Source organism: uncultured Cardiobacterium sp. (assembly GCF_938028825.1).
In the GTDB taxonomy this organism is placed as follows: Bacteria; Pseudomonadota; Gammaproteobacteria; order Cardiobacteriales; family Cardiobacteriaceae; genus Cardiobacterium.
Genome location: NZ_CALIZP010000032.1, coordinates 70,532 through 89,827, shown reverse-complemented (window position 1 = coordinate 89,827; position 19,296 = coordinate 70,532). Strand labels below are relative to the sequence as shown.

Below are 19,296 nucleotides of genomic sequence, written 5' to 3'. Positions count from 1 at the left end.
TTGACTATACAATCAGGGCGTCATCGGCAAGACGGAAAACGCGACGATGACCGCCTGCGTCGTCCTTTCCATAATCCTGACCCCGCTCTTCACGCTCCTCCACGCCAGACTGCCGCAAAAAGCGGCACCGGCGCGCGCGGCGGATGTCATCGAAGAACGGCACGAAGTGCTGCAAATCGGCTTCGGCCGCTTCGGGCAGATTGTCTATTACCTCCTGCATGCCGCCGGTTACCCGGTGGCCATCATCGACCTCGATGAACAAATCGTCGCCGGCTTCGACAAATACGGTATGAAAAGCTATTTCGGCGACGGCTCGCGCCCCGAACTCCTGCGTACCGCCGGAATCGAGACGGCGAAAGTGCTGGTGGTCGCCATCAACAACCCGGAGCAGGCGCTGCATATTGTGCGCTTCGCGCGTGCAGTCAACCCGCACATCAAAATCGTCGCCCGCGCCTACGACCGCCTCTGCACCTTCCGCCTCTACCAGGCGGGGGCGGACGAAATCATCCGCGAAACCTTCGATGCGGCGGTCCGCAGCGGCAAGCGGACACTGGAATTTCTCGGCGTGCCGCACGACATGGCGAAAAAGTCGGCCAGCTCTTCTTCCGCATGAACCGGCGCGGCATGGGCAAAATGGTGGCGCTGTACAATCCGGACATCGCCCGCTTCCAGAACCGCGCCCTGGCCGAAGAAAACGTGCATCAGCAACAACTGCTCTACGACGCCGTACAGGCGCTTTTGCACGGCGAAGAAGACGAAGAAGACCGGGGACCGGGGCGACATGCCGGAAGCGGATGACAACGCGGCGGAAGCGGCAGCAAACGGGCAGACTTGACCCGCCACCCGGCGGGCAATACCCTGCGCGCCCTTTTCTCACAGGACAGACAAACATGAGCTGGATTTACCTCATCAGCGCCGGGCTGCTGGAAATCGGCTGGCCGCTCGGCCTCAAATACGCGCAGCAGGACGGCTACCGCCTCCCCGGCATCGCCGCCGCCATTCTCTTCATGGCGGGCAGCGGCTTCCTGCTCTTCCTCGCGCAAAAAGAAATCCCGATGGGCACCGCTTATGCGGTGTGGACGGGCATCGGCGCGGCGGGTGCCTTCCTCGTCGGCGTGCTTTTCTTCAACGACGCCGCCACCTTCGGCCGCTGGCTCGGCGCGGCGCTGATTATCGGCGGCGTGATCATCATGAAGCTGTCAAGCGGGCATTGACATGAACTGGCAGGCAAAAACCTTCGCCACACTGAGCGGTCGCCGAACGGCACGCCATCTTCCGCCTGCGCGTCGCCACCTTCGTCGTCGAACAGCAATGCCTCTATCAGGAAGTGGACGACCGCGACCCAACGGCAACCCACCTCTACGCCACGGAAAATGATGCCATCGCCGCCTGCTACCGCCTGATACAGGGCGCAGAGGGCGTACACATCGGGAGGGTCATCGTCGCCCCCGCCCGGCGCGGACGCGGCATGGGCAAGACCCTGATGCAGGCAGCCCTGCGCCTCGTCGCGGGACAAGCGGCGTATCTGCAAGCACAGGCACATTTGCAGGATTTCTACGCCGCATTCGGCTTCCTGCCCATCTCGGACGTGTACCCCGAAGACGGCATCGCGCATATCGATATGCGCCGCCCGCCTGATGCCTGAATCGGGCGGCCGCACGGCTGCTTTTTTATCGCCGCTCTCTCAGTGCCTGCCAAGCGGTATCAATACCGGATGCTTGTGCGGGACGAGCTTCAGCCCGCCGGGCCCCGTAGCGTTGTCGTGCCAACGGAAATGCTGCCGGGCGGCGTGAACACTGCGCCCGTCAAGCGGCGTGTTGCGGGGGTTTTGTTGCTGCGTCGTTTTTTTGCTGCGTACGAAGCCGCCCGCAGCAGCGCGTACAAAGCCCTGCATGAACAGATGGCAAGGCGTATCATATTCACGCTTTTTCAACATTATCAGGAGGCAATATGTCTTTTTTTGTCGAGCATGCGCTCATTTTTGAGTTCATCCTGCTCATCGGTTTTCTTTACGCGGGCAGCCGCTTCGGCGGCATCGGTCTTGGGGTCGTCTCGGGTATCGGCCTGCTTTTTGAAGTGCTGGTTCTGCGCATGCCGCCCGGCAAGGCGCCGATTGAGGTCATGCTCGTTATCCTCGCCGTCGTCACCTGTGCCTCCGTGCTCGAAGCGGCGGGCGGTTTGAAATACATGTTGCAGGTCGCGGAAAAAATCCTGCGCAAGAACCCGAAGCGGGTGACGATTCTGGGCCCCATCGTTACCTGGGCGATGACCGTCATGCTCGGCACCGGCCACGCGGTCTATTCCATCATGCCGATCATCGGCGACATCGCGCTGAAAAACAAAATCCGACCGGAACGCCCGATGGCCGCCGCTTCCGTCGCCTCGCAGCTCGCCATTACCGCCAGCCCCGTCTCGGCGGTCGTCGCGCTCTATCTGGATGACATCACCAAGATCCACTTCTTTGAAGGCGTGTCGCTGCTGCAAATCGTCGCCGTCACCATCACCTCCACCTTCTGCGGCACCATCGCCCTCTCGCTGTACAGCCTGCGGCGCGGCAAGGAACTGGAAGACGATCCGGAATACCAGCGCCGCATGAAAGACCCGGTCTGGCGCGAACGCATCCTGAACACCACCAGCACCACCCTGAACGAACAACTGCCGCCCGCCGCGCGCAACTCCGTGCTGCTCTTCCTGCTCGCCCTGGCCTGCATCGTCTTCGTCGCCATGTACAAACCGATCCGCACCGTGGTTGATCCTGAACACAAGAACACGCTGCTCATCCCGCTCAGCATGATGATCCCGATGATGAAGCACAAACTGCTCTGGATGGTTCAATATGGTAAGCCGCTGCTCATCTCCATGGGCGTGATGATCCAGATGCTGATGCTCGGCTTCGGCGGTGTCATCCTGCTTGCCACCCGCACCAATGTGGCGAAAGTGCCGAACGGCGTTGTCTTCAAATCGGGCATGGTCGCCACCGTCGCCATCTTCGGTATCGCCTGGATGAGCGATACCTACTTCAACCACGCCATGCCGGTCTTCAAAGACAGCATCACGGCAATGGTGCAAGCGCGGCCGTGGATGTTTGCCTTCGCGCTTTTCGCCGTGTCCGTACTCATCAACAGCCAGGCGGCGACGGCGAAAATCCTGCTGCCGGTAGGCATCACGCTCGGCATCCCTGCGCCGCAACTCATCGGCCTCATGCCGGCCACCTACGCCTACTTCTTCATTCCGAACTACCCGTCCGACATCGCCACCATCACCTTCGACGTGACCGGGACGACGAAAATCGGCAAATGGTATTTCAACCACAGCTTCATGGCGCCCGGCCTCGTCGGCGTCGTCGTCGCCTGCCTGGTCGGCCTTGCCCTTGCCAAAGTCATCATCGTGCCGGGGGTGTAGTAGTCCTTCATTCGCGACACACAGCAAAAAGCCCGCTTGCGCGGGCTTTTTTATTGCGGGCGGTGGTTTCATTGCCCCACAGCGCATACCGTCAGGCGCGGCAACGCCAGCGGCTGGTGGCTAGTAATCACCGCCGCGCCGCCGCAGGCGCGGTGCTGTTCGAGATGCTGCAACAGGGTGGCAGCAGTCGCCGCATCCAGCGCCGTCAGCGGTTCATCAAGCAGCCACAGCGGCGGCGTATCCAGCCACAGGCGAGCAAGCTGACAGCGCCGCTGCTGCCCCGCCGACAGCAGGCGGCTTTGCCGCGTGGCAAGATGCGCGATGCCGACCGCAGCAAGCGCCGCATCCAGCCGCCTTTCCAGCCCCGCCCCGCTCATGCCGTGATAGAGGCGGGCGGCATAACGCAGATTCTCGCGGGCGGTCAACACACCCTTGATGCCCGGGCGGTGGCCGAGATAGAGCAGCGGCGCATGACGGCGGATACAGCCGTGCTGCGGTGTGGACAAACCCGCCAGCGCCTGCAACAGCGTGGTTTTGCCGCTGCCGTTCTCGCCGGTGAGATGGATGATGTCGCCTGCGGCAATACGCAGACAGTAACGGCGCAGCAACAGGGTGCTGCCTTTGAGCAGGGTGAGATTGTCGGCTTCGAGCAGGGGCATTGATAACGCGGAATGGCTGGAACAGGCGGCATTATCCCCGATTCGGTCTGAATAATTAGGGGCGCCTGCTTTCCAGCTCGGATTTTCGATATAGCTAACGGTTTTCCCTTTTGTATTTTCAAAGAAATAGACAGTCTGGCCGCTAATTTTTGCTTCTCTTACATTAGGTGGCAGTGCATTCAGGCAGTCGTTATGCACCCAAACGCCGCTGCTGCCTTTTTCTCCTTTGATGAAGTAGGTGTGATAGTCGGCGACGGTCAGGTTGTAGGCTTGGAGCGGTTCTTCCGCTATGCGGACGCTGCTCACGGTGTGCCAGCGTTTGTCGTCACCCAGCAGGCGGTAGCCTTGCCGCAGTTTGGCGGCTTCGACCCACTGCGCGTTTTTTATTTCGCCCCGGTAGTCGTGTCCCGGCGCGGCGGTGACGGGGTGTCAGCCTGTGCGAGGAAGGGGTGGATGGTGTTGGAGACGATGGTTTGGGTTTCGCCGCCTGGTGCCGTTAGGGTGAGATAAACCGTTTCGGCGTAGTCGTTTTGGTAGTGTGCCGTGACGGGTTTGTAGGCGGTGTTGCCTGTTTTTTCGTCGGTAAGTTATAGAAATTCAGTGTTTGTCCGCTGGGCGATGTTTCTTTCTATTGCAATATGAATGGGTAATTTGTATTCAATCAACGCCTACTGATCCCAGTAACCATCATCATGACCATACAAACTGATCTTATCTATCACCAATTCGTCTATAGAGGAATAGATTCCCATCTTAGGCCAAACCGCAATGCCAAAAACTTCTTCTTGCGATGCATCATGTACAACAAATTCATCATAATCGGTGTCAAAAACCAGTTCTATACCCGGACGTTTTTCTGAGACAAATTGGCCGATACGGATACCGAAAATTTCCCCTTCCCAGCCCTCGCCAAGGAATATTTCTATCAACCTGCCATCTCTGAAGCGCATTTTAAACGGCTCTCTCTCTTCATTTTCTATGAATTCAACAAGGGTAATTTCTTCAAATACAGATTTATAACATTCATCAAATTTAGAACCAAGTTTGAATTTTTCATACTTAAAATTATTAAAAATAAAATTATCAGCACCTCTTTTATCTATGGGAATCCCCAATCTTGTCATGATTTTTTCTATGTCATCTAAAAAAACAATCCAATCATATCCCACACCTAGTGTGGGAGCCAATTTCAAATTTATAGTTTCCATTAATTTATCCTCCGTCATTTTCTAAACCATCGTTTATTTACCGAATCATAGTCTATGGGGTGACCATGATTGTCATAATAGAATTGCTTGCCCTCTTTTATAGCTAGAGGGTTAAATCCAGAATTCGGATCTATTATTCTAATCTCCACGTCATCTTTATAGGTGATTTTATAATATTCCCCTTTTCCGTGTGTAGCGCCACCAGGGTGCTTTTGGATTTCTTTGACAAACGGACGGCCTTCCACTTTATATATTTTTGCTTTCCTTGAAGAGCTTCCCCTAGGCGCCTTTAGCGTGACGGTTGCGCCATCCATTTGAAATGATCTAGCCAGATCATCAATGGAAGAGCCCCATATTTGATCAATTCTACGCGGAATACCCGCTAAAGCGGCGTAATTTTCTCGCAGATAAACCCTTGCATGCGCTGATGTTGCGGGGATTCCATATGTATTAGGATTGTACACGCCAACATTGCTAGAGAGCGGTAAGGATTCAGGAGTAACAGCTTTGGGGAAAGCCGCTTGCGGGTAAGTTAAATTAACATTTCCCTTTTTTATTTTTCCATCGGGAAGTGTCGCTTTAAACATATTGTCTGATGTGGTGACCACACTGCCTTTAGGTAGTATTTCACCATTCGCCAATCGGTGTGGCTGGCTTAGCTGCACCGTCGTCCCGCGTTCTATGGTAGGGCTTTACTTTAGATATGGCGTTCCTACCAATTCAAAGTTTTGCGTAGGATTATGGTTATCTCTATTTTTTCCTATGTTTAGATCTGGGTGTCTATATTTACCTTCTGCTCTTGCACTCTCTGTTTTAGGAGCGGGTGCTTGTATTTGAGCCGAATCCTTCTCTACCTTAGGTGTCAATAATGGTCTTGTGGCGAGACCATTATTATTAGCCATCAAGTCGCCAGGCGATGATGCAGCTATGGCATTCCATTTTTCCCTTTCCCGTTCAGTTAGTCCCAATCGGTCATCGTTGCGGGATATTGCGATTGCCAGTGCTTCATCTGCTTCTTGGGGTTTCCCTATTGTGTTCCAAGACATCGCCTCTCTTTGGCCTAGGGCAGTCTTGCTTCTATTGGCGCTCCTGACCATCTGGCTGCTATATAATTCATCTTTTTGTTCTTTTGTAGATGGATAGCCGTTCAGGTGTTTAAGTTCCAACTCACCCTTTTCTACCAGTTCTTTTTCTAAAATAGCCGTTTTCTTCGATTCTTTTCTCCATTCTTCTTCGACTGCGTTTTGGCAATCTTTATCGGTATTGCAATTTTCGTATTTTTCATCCAGCTTTTCAAACGGCATGGCGCCTGCTGCCAGTAGTTTATCGGTATGCTCCTGGATGACCTTGGGTTTTTTATCGTAGTCACGCAGGCTGGCCATATAATTGTTCTCCACCGCATTCTGCGCGGTTTTTCCCGCGTTGTAGGTCGTCGCGCTGTTGCCGCCCGTCATTGCGCCTGCCCCCGTCGTCAGGGCACCGATGGTCTGGCCGAGCGCGCTTTTTTCCGCCGCCGTCAGTTGGCTGATGTCTTTGTCGTAGAGGAGTTTGGCCAGCTGCGGCGCGCTATATTCGGCGGTACCGGTTATCGCGGCACTGGCCAATACTTCGCCGGTGCTGCCGCCATTCAGCGCTGTCCTCGCTCCTGCCATCACGGCGTGCAGGGCGATGTGCTCCGGTGTGCCTTCCAGTCCGCGCTGTTTGGCTTCTTGGCCGATTTTGTAGGTGATGGCCGGCGCCAGGGTGTTGGCTATGCCGCCGGCTACGCTGTTCGCCGGCGTCAGGGCGCCGCCGAGCATGTCCACCGCGACGGCCAGTTGTTCTTGTTGTTCTGCGCGTTGCAGTTGGGCAGCCCGCTTTTCCGGGTCTCGTTGGTATATCGCTTCCCGGCGGTTTTTTTCCGCCCGTTTGCGCAGCTCGCCTTTGGCTTCTTGTACGGTGCCGGTGAAGGTTTTCATCACTTGGGCGTTGGTGCGCACGCTGTTTTCGACTTTCGCCGCATCAAAGTGGGCGTCGGCCGCGCCGCTTTGTGCTTTCGCGGTCGCGAGCGTCATGCCACGGTTGGCGTTACGGATGGTATCGGCCACGCTTTCTCCTGTCAGCGCTTGTTGGCCCGCCGCGTCGTTGATGGTGATGTTCGCAGTGTTGATGCTCGCGTAGGTGGTGCCGCGATCGTTTTTATTGGTGCGGTCATAGCCGAAGCGGTTGCTCAGGCCGCTTTCGCCCACGTTGATGGGGCTGAAGTTTTCGCCCAGCCACTGGAGTTGTTGTTGCTGGCCGCCGTCTTTGTTGCCACCCAGCGCGAAGTTCAGGCCAATCGCTATGCTTTTGCCCTGGTATTCGCTGTGGTTTTCCAGGTCTTTGCGGATAAGGCGGTCGGTGCTGAAGTGGTTTTTGCCTTCGGCTTCGGCTTTTTCCGTGCTGACAAAGGTCGCACCTTCGAGGGTGGCGGTGCCGCTGTTTTTGATGCGGAAGCCGTCATCGCCTGCGAAGAAGCCGCTCTGCCCGCCGAGGGTGTCCTGCTGGGCATTGGCGACGGCGTCGTTTTGCCGGATTTTCGCGACCATGTTTTTGCTGCGGTCGTTGCCGCCTTCCACGGCGTCTACGCTGTTGCGGCTGCCGCTTTCTTTGTTGATGGTTTTTTCGTGGGCGGTTACGCGGGTTTTTTCGTAATCGAGTCCGGCAGAGAAGCCGTAACCGTAGAGGACGTAGCCGGAGAGGGCGAAGTTGTTGCTGTCGTAGTCCATGGTGCCTTGCGGGCTGATGGCGACGAGCTCGCGCGTGTTGCCTTCCAGGCTTTTGCCGAGGAGTTGGGCGCCGCTCAACAGGGTTTTGCCGTCGCCGATGTCGGTGTGGCCCTGCAGGCCGCCGATGTGGCTCAGGCGGTAGGTGGTGCTGTTGCCGTTGGTTTCGCCTTTGCCAATGTTGGCGTTGGCGGTAAAGCCGAAACCGCCGCCGTTCGGACCCCACATGATGGCGATGCCGCCGCCGCCACCGCCGCTGTGCTGGCTGCTTTCGATGGTTTTGTGCACGCTGTCGGCAGCGAAGGTTTTTTTGCCTTCGACGGTGATGCTGTGGCAACTGGAAAGGCAGGCAAGCAAAACCGGCAGCAGTGTCATCTTCGCCCGAAGGCGGAATGTGCGCTGTGCCGGTTTTGCAGTGGTGGTCATGGGGTTACTAGATGTGTAAGGGACGCGGGCATTATGCTTGTTTGGACGTCAAGCGAGACAAATGCTGGGTTCGCCAAGCGGCGATTTTGCTGGGTCTGCGTCAAGCGGGATAAATACTGGCTTCGTACCAAGCGAGGTAAACACTGGGCTCCCGCCAAGAGGGATATAGCCAATGCTCTTAATCCTTCATACAAATCTTCCCTGAAGATTGCGCAAATGCGGAAAGATAGGCGTAAATGTCATATGAAAAAATAAGCTGATTAGCTATAAATACTGGCTTCGCCGTCAAGCGAGGTAAAGGCTGGCTTCGTGCAAAAAATCCGCCGTCCCGCAACAGATTTTTTGTTTTCGCCAAGGCGAAAGTGTCGGCTTTGGGCATTAATACCTACTTCGTCACATGGGTAAACGGTAAGAAGCCAGTGTTTATCCCGCTTGGCAGCGTGTTATGACGGATTGATTATTTATAAACCTCCGGGAAATAGGTGTTGATTAAATTGTTGTCCAATAACCTGTCCACCGTAAAATCAACGGTTTTAGAAACGGCAATCAACCCCCTTAATTCTTTGGGGAAATCTTCAATACTGCCATAAACTGTAGGCTGCAAGAAACGGAAGTAATCTCCCATTTTCGTCGGGCCATCATAACCGACCGGATAATCATCGCCTTCTTTATAACCATCTATGGCTTCATAAATATAAAAACCTTTGTTTATGGGTATGTTTGATTCACTATAGACTCCTCTATTTTTGTAATCTTCCAACATCTTTTTATACACATCATTTTTGTTAAGACCTTTATTAAACCAAAAACAATACATATCAAGAACAAATTCGCCATTTTTGTTAATTGTATAATTATTATAAATGTTGCTTTCCTCCCACACATATTCATTTATGTACCCTAACTGCTCCTCAATGTTTTTTGCACAAAGAAGAGATCTAGGAATATTCCCCCAATTATTATTAGTCATCATAGATATTTTTCCATTTTTATCCATGGCATACCATGTATAAATAGTTCCAAAATCCGGATGCCAATTAGGTCCTAAATCATTCATTTTGGTTCGCCTCCTTTAGGCCATGTGATCATACAATTCTCACAGGTTTCTACAATATCTTGCCATGGGTTTTTATTTTTCCAGGCTTTTGTAGGTCTCAATGCTTTCGTAAATTTCACATCTTCAGGTTTTACTCCTTGACGTATAAGTTTATCTGCTGCAAATACCTCTGCGCAAGCTCCTGATGTATTGTTACAAAAACTTGTGCGTTCTCCAATTTTTACTCCTAACCGTTTCTCTATATATTTTACCGTTTCTGGATGCAACATATCTGCCGTCACTTTACCATTACTAGCACCAAAGGCAATCTTTCCTGTTTTTGGGTCAAATGCAGCAATCATGGTGGCAACTTCTCTCGCTTTATTTTTTGACGGAATTTTATTAATTTCTTTCAGTAATATATTAGTTGCTTTTTCTTCCAAACCTTTGTAATTGATCTTATCATGCAATGGTTTGTTATTATAGTGTTGCGGATTGTTTCTCCCTATATTAAGATCGGGGTGTATAGATTTGCCTTCTGTTTTTACACTTTCTATTTTAGGCGTAGATGTTTGTATTTGGGTTGGATTTTTTTCTACCTTAGGTGTCAATAATGGTCTTGTGGCGAGACCATTATTATTAGCCATCAAGTCGCCAGGCGATGATGCAGCTATGGCATTCCATTTTTCCCTTTCCCGTTCAGTTAGTCCCAATCGGTCATCGTTGCGGGATATTGCGATTGCCAGTGCTTCATCTGCTTCTTGGGGTTTCCCTATTGTGTTCCAAGACATCGCCTCTCTTTGGCCTAGGGCAGTCTTGCTTCTATTGGCGCTCCTGACCATCTGGCTGCTATATAATTCATCTTTTTGTTCTTTTGTAGATGGATAGCCGTTCAGGTGTTTAAGTTCCAACTCACCCTTTTCTACCAGTTCTTTTTCTAAAATAGCCGTTTTCTTCGATTCTTTTCTCCATTCTTCTTCGACTGCGTTTTGGCAATCTTTATCGGTATTGCAATTTTCGTATTTTTCATCCAGCTTTTCAAACGGCATGGCGCCTGCTGCCAGTAGTTTATCGGTATGCTCCTGGATGACCTTGGGTTTTTTATCGTAGTCACGCAGGCTGGCCATATAATTGTTCTCCACCGCATTCTGCGCGGTTTTTCCCGCGTTGTAGGTCGTCGCGCTGTTGCCGCCCGTCATTGCGCCTGCCCCCGTCGTCAGGGCACCGATGGTCTGGCCGAGCGCGCTTTTTTCCGCCGCCGTCAGTTGGCTGATGTCTTTGTCGTAGAGGAGTTTGGCCAGCTGCGGCGCGCTATATTCGGCGGTACCGGTTATCGCGGCACTGGCCAATACTTCGCCGGTGCTGCCGCCATTCAGCGCTGTCCTCGCTCCTGCCATCACGGCGTGCAGGGCGATGTGCTCCGGTGTGCCTTCCAGTCCGCGCTGTTTGGCTTCTTGGCCGATTTTGTAGGTGATGGCCGGCGCCAGGGTGTTGGCTATGCCGCCGGCTACGCTGTTCGCCGGCGTCAGGGCGCCGCCGAGCATGTCCACCGCGACGGCCAGTTGTTCTTGTTGTTCTGCGCGTTGCAGTTGGGCAGCCCGCTTTTCCGGGTCTCGTTGGTATATCGCTTCCCGGCGGTTTTTTTCCGCCCGTTTGCGCAGCTCGCCTTTGGCTTCTTGTACGGTGCCGGTGAAGGTTTTCATCACTTGGGCGTTGGTGCGCACGCTGTTTTCGACTTTCGCCGCATCAAAGTGGGCGTCGGCCGCGCCGCTTTGTGCTTTCGCGGTCGCGAGCGTCATGCCACGGTTGGCGTTACGGATGGTATCGGCCACGCTTTCTCCTGTCAGCGCTTGTTGGCCCGCCGCGTCGTTGATGGTGATGTTCGCAGTGTTGATGCTCGCGTAGGTGGTGCCGCGATCGTTTTTATTGGTGCGGTCATAGCCGAAGCGGTTGCTCAGGCCGCTTTCGCCCACGTTGATGGGGCTGAAGTTTTCGCCCAGCCACTGGAGTTGTTGTTGCTGGCCGCCGTCTTTGTTGCCACCCAGCGCGAAGTTCAGGCCAATCGCTATGCTTTTGCCCTGGTATTCGCTGTGGTTTTCCAGGTCTTTGCGGATAAGGCGGTCGGTGCTGAAGTGGTTTTTGCCTTCGGCTTCGGCTTTTTCCGTGCTGACAAAGGTCGCACCTTCGAGGGTGGCGGTGCCGCTGTTTTTGATGCGGAAGCCGTCATCGCCTGCGAAGAAGCCGCTCTGCCCGCCGAGGGTGTCCTGCTGGGCATTGGCGACGGCGTCGTTTTGCCGGATTTTCGCGACCATGTTTTTGCTGCGGTCGTTGCCGCCTTCCACGGCGTCTACGCTGTTGCGGCTGCCGCTTTCTTTGTTGATGGTTTTTTCGTGGGCGGTTACGCGGGTTTTTTCGTAATCGAGTCCGGCAGAGAAGCCGTAACCGTAGAGGACGTAGCCGGAGAGGGCGAAGTTGTTGCTGTCGTAGTCCATGGTGCCTTGCGGGCTGATGGCGACGAGCTCGCGCGTGTTGCCTTCCAGGCTTTTGCCGAGGAGTTGGGCGCCGCTCAACAGGGTTTTGCCGTCGCCGATGTCGGTGTGGCCCTGCAGGCCGCCGATGTGGCTCAGGCGGTAGGTGGTGCTGTTGCCGTTGGTTTCGCCTTTGCCAATGTTGGCGTTGGCGGTAAAGCCGAAACCGCCGCCGTTCGGACCCCACATGATGGCGATGCCGCCGCCGCCACCGCCGCTGTGCTGGCTGCTTTCGATGGTTTTGTGCACGCTGTCGGCAGCGAAGGTTTTTTTGCCTTCGACGGTGAGGCGGGTGATGGCGCTGCCCGCCAGGTCGGAGCTAATGACGTCCAGGGTGCTGCCTTCGCCTTTACCTTTGATGTCGACGTACACGCCGCTGTCGCCGGTCATCTGGCTGGGCAGCAGGGTATCTTCGTGGGCTTTGTGGTGCACGGTGCTGTGCTGACCGCCCAGGGTGATCTGGATGTTGATGAGGTTGTTATCAGGTTTTTCGCTGGTGGCGTTCAGGGCTTTGCTGAGCGCTTCGATGCTTTTGTAGTTGGCCCAGGTGTTGTTGAGCGTGTTCATGGTGCGGACGCGGGCGTTATCGCCATCGCTCAGGGTTTTCATGGTTTGCAAGGCGGTCTGGGCGACGTTGACCACGGCGCCGCCCAGGTTGGCGGTGAAGCCGGTCTGTTTGTAGTGGCTGTGCATTTCGTGGTCTTGGCTGCCGCGCGCCGCGCGCAGACTGCCGCTTTCGGCGCTGAAGTAGATGTTGCCGGCGCGGTTGCGTTCGGCTTCGCTCATCTGCAGCCATTGTTCTTTGGTAAGCGGCCCGCCTTCGCGTCCGGCATGTACCAGGGCACCCGTGCCATCGTAGTGGCCGCCGGCCTGGATGTGGATGTTGCCGTCGATCGCGCCGACCAGGGTCGGGGCGGGGGCCTTGATGTCGAGTTCGGTCTCGCCGCTCTGGCGGCGGCTGCCGAGGAAGACGCCCCAGCCGCCGGAACCCATCAGACCGGTTTTGTGTTTGCTGTGTTTTTCGACGCTGCGATAGCTGTTTTTGCCGGCTTTGAGGTTGATGTCGCCTTTGTCAGTATGCAGCATGGTGCCGTGGTCGCTGACGATGTGCATGCCGGTGGCGTTGATGTCGCCTTGTCCCGCCGCAACGACGACGGTATCGCCGGTGATGGTGCCGGCTTTGTTCTGGTGGATTTCGGTTTCGACGTAGTCGCGCGTGTGGGTGCGTTTGAGGAGGCCGCGTTGTTTGCTTTCGCGGGCGCTGATGGTGTGCTCAACGATTTCTCCCGCCTCGGCGTCAACGCCTTTGGCACCGTAGAGGTATACCTGGCTTTTGCCGCTGTCGAGTTCGGCGGCTTTCATGGTCAGTTTGCCATCGGTGGCGATGACGGCCAGTTTGCCGTCGCCGCTGGTGTGCACGCCTTTGTGTTCGCCCCGGTAGTGGTAGTCGTAGTTGCCCGCGTCTTTTTTGTCGAGGGTTTGTTCGTAGACAAATTCTGCACCCAGGTCGGTTTTTTTGCCCTGGATGAGGGTGGTGCTGGTTTTGTCGCCGAGGTCGAGTGCGGTGGTACCGATGTTGGTTTCATCCGCTTCGCCGAGGATAACGGTGCTGCCTGTGGCGTAGCGTTTGAGCTGGCCTTCGGCAGTGATGGTGTGGCTGTTGTGGTAGCTCTTGCCCGCGTCTTTGGCGGCGTTTTCGTTGTGGTCGGCGGTTTTGGGCTGGAAGTTGAACTGTTTGCCGGCAGTGGCTTTGAAGTATTTGCCAGCATTGATGGTGCCCGCGCTGCCGTTGTAGGTGTCGCTGGCATGGACGTCGCCGTGGTTGCTGGTGTATGTGCCGCTGTGGTCAATGTTGCGGTAGTACAGTTTGAGGGCGTCGCGGCCGCCAATGTCGCCGGCGTTGTTGTGGTAGTTACCTTTGAGGGCGATGCGGTTCGCACCAATGGTTGGGTGGCTGGTGTCGAGGTCGTCCGGCCGTTTTTGTGCATAAACTTGCGGCACCTGGCGCACGATCTGGCGGCCATCGGGCAGGGTGATGGTTTTGTTGACCATCAGCACGATGTCTTCGGTGAGGCTCTTCATGTGCTCGGCTGTCAGGGCAACGCCGGGCGCGAGCTGCAGTTTGGCCCGCAGGCGTTCGCCGGCAGCAACCAGCGCGTTGAATTGGCTGCTGTCGTCCTGGTAGCCCTTGAGGTAGCGGTAGCCGGTAAGGCGGGCGATTTGGTTTCTGACGAGTTCCTGGTTGTAGTAGCGGTCGCCGATGCTGCGGCTGAAGTCAATGTAGGGCACGCCCTGCGTGGTACCGCTGTATGCCGCGCCTTTGTCGTTCAGGTCGCTGTAGCGGTCGTAGTGCGGGTTCATCGGCGTGCGTATCAGCTCGCCGTTCTTGAAGAGTTCGGGGCGGTGTTTTTCCAGGATACGGGCAAAGGTCGGATCAAGGGTATAGAGACCCCGGGCCGGGTTGACCGGGATGCCTTCAGGAGCAGCAATGTTGTCCGGGTTGATCTGGTAGAAGCTATCTTGCGGCAATGTGGGCTGGTAGTCGTTAATGGTTTGGTAGACGACGGTTTTGCCGTTTTTGTCAATGAAGTCCACGATGGTGGTGCCGTTGTTGCCACCGCCACCGTTACCGCCGCCGTTACCGCCGGGGAAGGGGACACTGCCACCACCGGTACCGTCGTCGTAGCGGTTGCCATTGTGGTTACCGCCGATCTTTAAGTGGCCCAAGGAGATTTGTATTGGTTCAGCAATATTAGGCGGGGTGTAATTGTTAAATAACTGGTAGTCATCGCGAAACCGGCTACCAAATTTGCCATTTACCGCGCGGATGGTATGCCACCCGTCCCATAGGCTGCCGTTCAACATGTTTTGCGCTGTGCCGTCAATGCTGCCTGCCGTGATGTGTCCTTCGTTGTTGGCGCTGTCGGCATTGACGGTGAGGTTGCCACTCACGCTTATGGTGCCGGGGGCAACATTGCGTACTGCACCGCGACTTTCTTCTAATAAGTAATGGTATTTGGTGTGGTGTCCATGAGGGGTCTGGCTTCGATATTCTTCCGGAATCCACTCGTTCTTCCTACTTCGGTTGGAATAGAAGGTGACTTCTGTCAAGTTGATAATATCGTTACCGACAAATTTCCGGCTGTCGATGTTTTCGATGCGAGCCGCATTGATATTGGCATCACCGCCAACCACGTTGATTTTGCCATCGTTGTCATTGCGCAGGAGGTCTGCCTGTCCGGTTGCCTGGTGATTGCCATCGAGGGTGCGGCCAACGTGGAGGCCGCCCACGCTTTCGATTCTGGCGCTACCTTCGTTGATGATCTCGCCAGCGGCCAGGTCAATGCGATTGGCGGCAGCGATGGTGGCACCATCGAAGTTTTTCAGGCTTTGCGCCTCCATCGCAACGTGTCCGCCCTGGATTTTTGCCCTGTGTCTGTTTTCGATGGTGGTGCCGGCTTTGAGCAGCAGGGTGCCGTAGGCGGCAATCTGGCCTTCGTTGTAGATGAAGTCATCGCTGGTGATTTCGGCGTTTTCCTGGAATTCGAATTCGGCATCGGGTGCAAAAGTTATTCCTCCCTTGGCACCAATCTTCGCCCAACCGCCGCTGTAATGCGGTGCATTGAAGGTGTAGCGTTCTTCAGTCCGGATGTCCATGTTGCCGCCGGTGCGCACTTCTTCCAGGTCGTCAATACGGCGCGCGCGCATTTGCAGGTCGGCCCAGCTTTCGACTTTGCCGCCTTTGACGCTATCGACGTCAACGTTCAGGTTGTTGCCGACGATGTAGCCGCCGCTGCTGTCGATGGTGGTCTTTTTGCCGTCAATGCGCAGTTCGTCCTGGCTGACGATTTGTCCGCCCTGGTTATTCAGTTGTTCGCCGTCGGTCTCGATGTGCAGTTTGTTGCGCCCGATGAGGTGTCCGCCCTGGTTGTTAATGTCGCTGCTTTGCAGGTGGTATTCGCTGCCGTCAATGCTGCCGCCCGTGTTATCGAGCTTCGGGGTTTCTATGTGCAGCTTTTTGCCGCTGTGGATGTTGCCGCCGTTGTTATTGAGTTGCGGGGTTTTGATGTGCCAGTCTTCTTCGGTGGCCAGCACGCCGCCGCTGTTGTTGATGTTGCCGGCGACATTCAGGGTGAGGCGGCCCCGGCTGGCGATTTGTCCCTGACTGTTATCCAGCTCAGGGGTATTGATGATGACTTCCTGGTCGCTGCCGATGTTGCCGCCTTTGTTCGCAAACTGCGGCGTGTTTACGGTGATGCGGGTTTTGCCGGCCAGTCTGCCGTTGTTATCCAGGGCGGCGGTATCAATGGTGGTCTCGCCCGAGGCGGCTGCCGTGCCGCTGTTTTTGAGGTGGCGGTTGCGCAGGTAGAGTTGTTGTTGGGCGTGGATAAGACCGCTGTTGTCGAGTGTTTCGCCGCTGATGCGGCTGTCCCGGTTGCTGATGATGCGGCCGCTGTTCGTCGTGTTTGGTGCTTGTAATCCGATGTTGCCACCCGCCTGGAGTTCGCCCCGGTTGTTGACGTTCCTGCTGTTGACGGTGAGCGTCTCCGTCGCACTGAGCTTGCCGCTGTTTTCGGTGGTGTCGCTGTGGATGGTGATGTGCTGCGCACTGGCGGTGGTGCCGCTGTTGTGCAGCGTCTGGCCATGCAGGGCGATGTTGTTGCTGTACAGTTCGCCCTGCTGGTTCAGCTGGGTGAAGTTCTGGTATTGCAGTGCGCCGCTCGCCTGGATGCGACCCCGGTTGTCCAGGGTACCGCCATTCAGGGCCATGTCGCCGCCGGCCAGCAGTTGGCCGCTTCCGTTGTCCCAGTGTCCCCGGTTGTAGAGGTGTAGGTTGTTCTGGGCACTGATGATGCCGCCGTCGTTACTGGTTTTTATGCTGTCAATACGCAGGGTGCCGGCTTTCACCTGGCCGTGACTGTTGTCCCACCGTTTGCTGATGTTGAATTCGGCTTTATCCGCGACTTCTATGCGCCCGAAACAGTTGTCCAGATTCTGGCTTTTCAGGTGCAGGGTGTTGGTTTGCAGGCTGCCGTGCTGGTTGTTGATGTCGCCTGCATCAAAACGCATGCTTTGGCTGCGCAGGGTGCCGTGGCTGTTGTCGAGGGTTGCGCCCTGGGTCAGGGTGAGGCGGGCAAATTCGCTGTCCTGGTGATTGGTGAAGCTCTTGCTTGCCGTGACCGAGAGCAGGTTATTGATTTCAAAGACGCCCCGATTGTTGAAGCTGGAGCGGATTTTCAGGCTGCCTTCGGGGCCGGCGGATTCGCCCCTGCTCGTGCCCGTTGCACTGTTTGCGCCCGTCCCCGGTTTTTGGGTGCGGATGCTGTTATACGGGCTGGTTGCAGTGTCGTAGTCGGCGGTATGGATGTTGAGCGAATAGGGGCCGCGCTGGGTGATGGTGCCGCTTTCGCGGTTTTCCAGGCTGTCAGCGCTGATATTAAGTAGCTCGCCAGAGATGTTGCCGCTATTGTCAATGGTGTTACCCGCGTTGAGATCGAGGGTGCTGCCCGCATAGAGGGAGCCGCTGTTTTCAATATTATTGCCGGCGTCGAGAGCCAGGGCTTCGCCTGCGCTGATCAAGCCGCTGTTCGTAATATTTTGTCCTGCTTTCAGGTTGGCGCTGCTGCCAGCGCTAATGTTGCCGTCGCTCACGATGTCACGACGGGCGTAGAGACTGAGGGTGGTCGCGCTACTGATGTTACCCCCTCCGGTGTTGCTGATTTGCCCGGCGCTGATGTCAAGCGGCGCGGTGCTGTTGATGCTGCCCCGGTGGTTATCCAGCTGACCCTGAATGATGATGGGTTTTGCGCGTTCGAAGTTGAGGGTGCCGCTGCGGTTGTCGAGGCTGCTCGCCCGAATGTCGGCATTTTCAAAGTGGCTTGTGCCACCGCGATTGTCGAATTTGCCGTCGCGCAGGGTGATTTGGCTGATGGCGACGGTGCCGCTGTTTTGATAGTCACGAATGTTAAGGTCAATGCCGCCGCCACTACTGATGTTGCCCCGGTTATCTATCTTGCCGCTGGCGGTGATGCGGCCAATGGCGTTGCTGTTTTTGTTGTCGGCGTTGTTTGGAGCTTCAGGGGTATTGTTGTTAGCTTGCTCTTGTCCAGTTGTGCGCGCTTGCAAGGTGGCTGTGTCACGGTTGCTGAATGCGTTACTGCGCAGGTAGAGGGTGTTGTTGCTGTTGTGCCGCAGTTCGCCATCGTTTTGCAGGTTTTCCAGCTGGATATCAAGGGCATTGGCTCTGATGTTGCCGCTGTTTTCCAAGGTGCCGGGTAGCTGGATATTCAGACTCTCTGCCTGGAGGGTGCCGGCATGATGCACGCCGACGCCCTGTTCTGTGCCGATGAGGCGGATGCGGCCTGCGTACATGCCACCGAGCGCGCTGCTGTCCACGGCGAAGCGCGGCGCTGCATGTTGACCGTCCGTATTTTTAGGGGTGATGCTGCCGTCGGCTCCCAGGCTGTTGTTGCCGGTGATGAGATCCACTTGCCCGGCACCTGCCTGGATTGCTCCGTTCAGCTTGATTTGCCGTGCTAGCAGGGTGGTGTAGTCGTGTTGCTGCGCGTTCAGTCCACCGGGGGTGATTTCGATCAGGCCATTCGGCGCACTGTGTTGCACCGGACTGCCCCGTTCGATAGTGACTTGTCCGGCGGTGTATTGCACTTTGCCGGCGTTGATAAATCCTCCGTTCACCATCAGCCCCGCCGGATTCGCCACGATGACGTCGGCTTTTTGTCCGGCAATTTCCACCATGCCCTGCAAGTGGGAGGGGTCTTGGCTGCGTACCTGGTTGACGATGAGCGCCGCTTCGCCCTTGGCCAGATGCGGGTTACCCGCCACCACGCCACCACTCAGGGTCGCACTGTCTTTGCGCGCGTTATTCATCACGGCGCCTGCCGCGTCTATGTCAAACCGGCTGTAGCGGTTCATCGAGATGCCGGAGGCGTCCGGAGTCTGGATGTCGATTTGTGGCAGGCCGTTCGCCGTTTTCAGAATGACTGGACGTTCGTGGGCAGGGGCGCGATCATCTTCGCTAATTACGCTTTCTGCCCAGAGTAGTTGTGGGTTGAGGCCACAGGCCAGGGTAATACAGGCCGGTAGCAGACGGATGCGGATTCCTAGCGTCCGTCTGCTATGTCCGCCATGGCTTTTGCCCTTACCGCGCGCGTATTCCCAGGTAACAATAATTTGTTGCAGGGCTGCGCTGTAGATGGTTTTGTAAATTCCTTTGTTCATGGTTGTCCTCTGTGTTCAGGTGGTGCGGGCAAGGCCCGTGGTTGTTGTGCTTGA

The 19,296-nt window shown here is 55.7% G+C and carries 13 protein-coding genes and 2 pseudogenes; 5 read left to right on the top strand and 10 right to left on the bottom strand.

Annotation, left to right across the window (positions count from 1 at the left end):
* The first annotated feature begins 46 nt into the window (after positions 1-46).
* The 4 genes from Q0562_RS05110 to Q0562_RS05095 all read left to right on the top strand — a co-directional run bounded on the left by Q0562_RS05110 (position 47) and on the right by Q0562_RS05095 (position 1,645).
* Positions 47-613, top strand: coding sequence for an NAD-binding protein (locus tag Q0562_RS05110; protein WP_298641969.1), 567 nt, complete (start codon positions 47-49; stop codon positions 611-613).
* Positions 610-798, top strand: a complete 189-nt coding sequence (locus Q0562_RS05105; protein WP_298641966.1) for a hypothetical protein — start codon at positions 610-612, stop codon at positions 796-798. The genes Q0562_RS05110 and Q0562_RS05105 overlap by 4 nt, the downstream gene beginning before the upstream one ends.
* Positions 799-890: 92 nt before the next feature.
* A complete protein-coding gene (locus Q0562_RS05100) occupies positions 891-1,214 on the top strand; it encodes a multidrug efflux SMR transporter (protein ID WP_298641963.1) in 324 nt (107 codons plus the stop codon).
* A 113-nt stretch (positions 1,215-1,327) separates the two neighbouring features.
* Positions 1,328-1,645 (top strand): GNAT family N-acetyltransferase, encoded by a 318-nt coding sequence (locus tag Q0562_RS05095; protein WP_366144704.1) that lies wholly within the window; start codon positions 1,328-1,330, stop codon positions 1,643-1,645.
* Between the two features lie 39 nt (positions 1,646-1,684).
* Here the strand turns inward: Q0562_RS05095 and Q0562_RS05090 are convergent, their stop codons facing one another.
* Positions 1,685-1,936: a hypothetical protein gene (locus Q0562_RS05090; RefSeq protein WP_298641960.1), complete on the bottom strand. Its 252-nt coding sequence runs from the start codon at positions 1,934-1,936 to the stop codon at positions 1,685-1,687.
* A 14-nt stretch (positions 1,937-1,950) separates the two neighbouring features.
* Here Q0562_RS05090 and Q0562_RS05085 point away from each other — a divergent pair, with 14 nt between their 5' ends.
* The gene (locus Q0562_RS05085; RefSeq protein ID WP_298641959.1) at positions 1,951-3,402 is read left to right on the top strand and encodes an anaerobic C4-dicarboxylate transporter; all 1,452 of its coding nucleotides are present in this window, start codon (positions 1,951-1,953) and stop codon (positions 3,400-3,402) included.
* Between the two features lie 68 nt (positions 3,403-3,470).
* Here the strand turns inward: Q0562_RS05085 and ccmA are convergent, their stop codons facing one another.
* The 9 genes and pseudogenes from ccmA to Q0562_RS05050 all read right to left on the bottom strand — a co-directional run bounded on the left by ccmA (position 3,471) and on the right by Q0562_RS05050 (position 19,242).
* Positions 3,471-4,061 carry a heme ABC exporter ATP-binding protein CcmA gene (gene ccmA / locus Q0562_RS05080; RefSeq protein WP_298641956.1) on the bottom strand — a complete coding sequence of 197 codons (591 nt, stop codon included), beginning with the start codon at positions 4,059-4,061 and terminating at the stop codon, positions 3,471-3,473.
* Between the two features lie 198 nt (positions 4,062-4,259).
* Positions 4,260-4,448, bottom strand: a pseudogene (locus Q0562_RS13760) (polymorphic toxin-type HINT domain-containing protein); the annotation flags it as partial.
* Positions 4,445-4,633, bottom strand: a pseudogene (locus Q0562_RS13755) (polymorphic toxin-type HINT domain-containing protein); the annotation flags it as partial. The pseudogenes Q0562_RS13755 and Q0562_RS13760, both read right to left, overlap by 4 nt.
* A gap of 96 nt (positions 4,634-4,729) precedes the next feature.
* Positions 4,730-5,269 carry a hypothetical protein gene (locus Q0562_RS05075; RefSeq protein WP_298641954.1) on the bottom strand — a complete coding sequence of 180 codons (540 nt, stop codon included), beginning with the start codon at positions 5,267-5,269 and terminating at the stop codon, positions 4,730-4,732.
* Positions 5,270-5,283: 14 nt separating this feature from the next.
* Complete coding sequence (locus Q0562_RS05070; RefSeq protein WP_298641951.1) at positions 5,284-5,934, bottom strand: hypothetical protein; 651 nt, start codon at positions 5,932-5,934, stop codon at positions 5,284-5,286.
* A 27-nt stretch (positions 5,935-5,961) separates the two neighbouring features.
* A complete protein-coding gene (locus Q0562_RS05065) occupies positions 5,962-8,439 on the bottom strand; it encodes a hemagglutinin repeat-containing protein (RefSeq protein ID WP_298641949.1) in 2,478 nt (825 codons plus the stop codon).
* Between the two features lie 178 nt (positions 8,440-8,617).
* Entirely contained in the window at positions 8,618-8,818 is a 201-nt protein-coding gene (locus Q0562_RS05060) for a hypothetical protein (protein ID WP_298641947.1), read from the bottom strand.
* 78 nt (positions 8,819-8,896) lie between these two features.
* Positions 8,897-9,496, bottom strand: a complete 600-nt coding sequence (locus Q0562_RS05055; RefSeq protein WP_298641945.1) for a hypothetical protein — start codon at positions 9,494-9,496, stop codon at positions 8,897-8,899.
* On the bottom strand, positions 9,493-19,242 hold the full coding sequence (locus tag Q0562_RS05050; protein WP_298641942.1) for a hemagglutinin repeat-containing protein: 9,750 nt from the start codon (positions 19,240-19,242) through the stop codon (positions 9,493-9,495). The genes Q0562_RS05055 and Q0562_RS05050 overlap by 4 nt, the downstream gene beginning before the upstream one ends.
* Positions 19,243-19,296 lie beyond the last annotated feature (54 nt).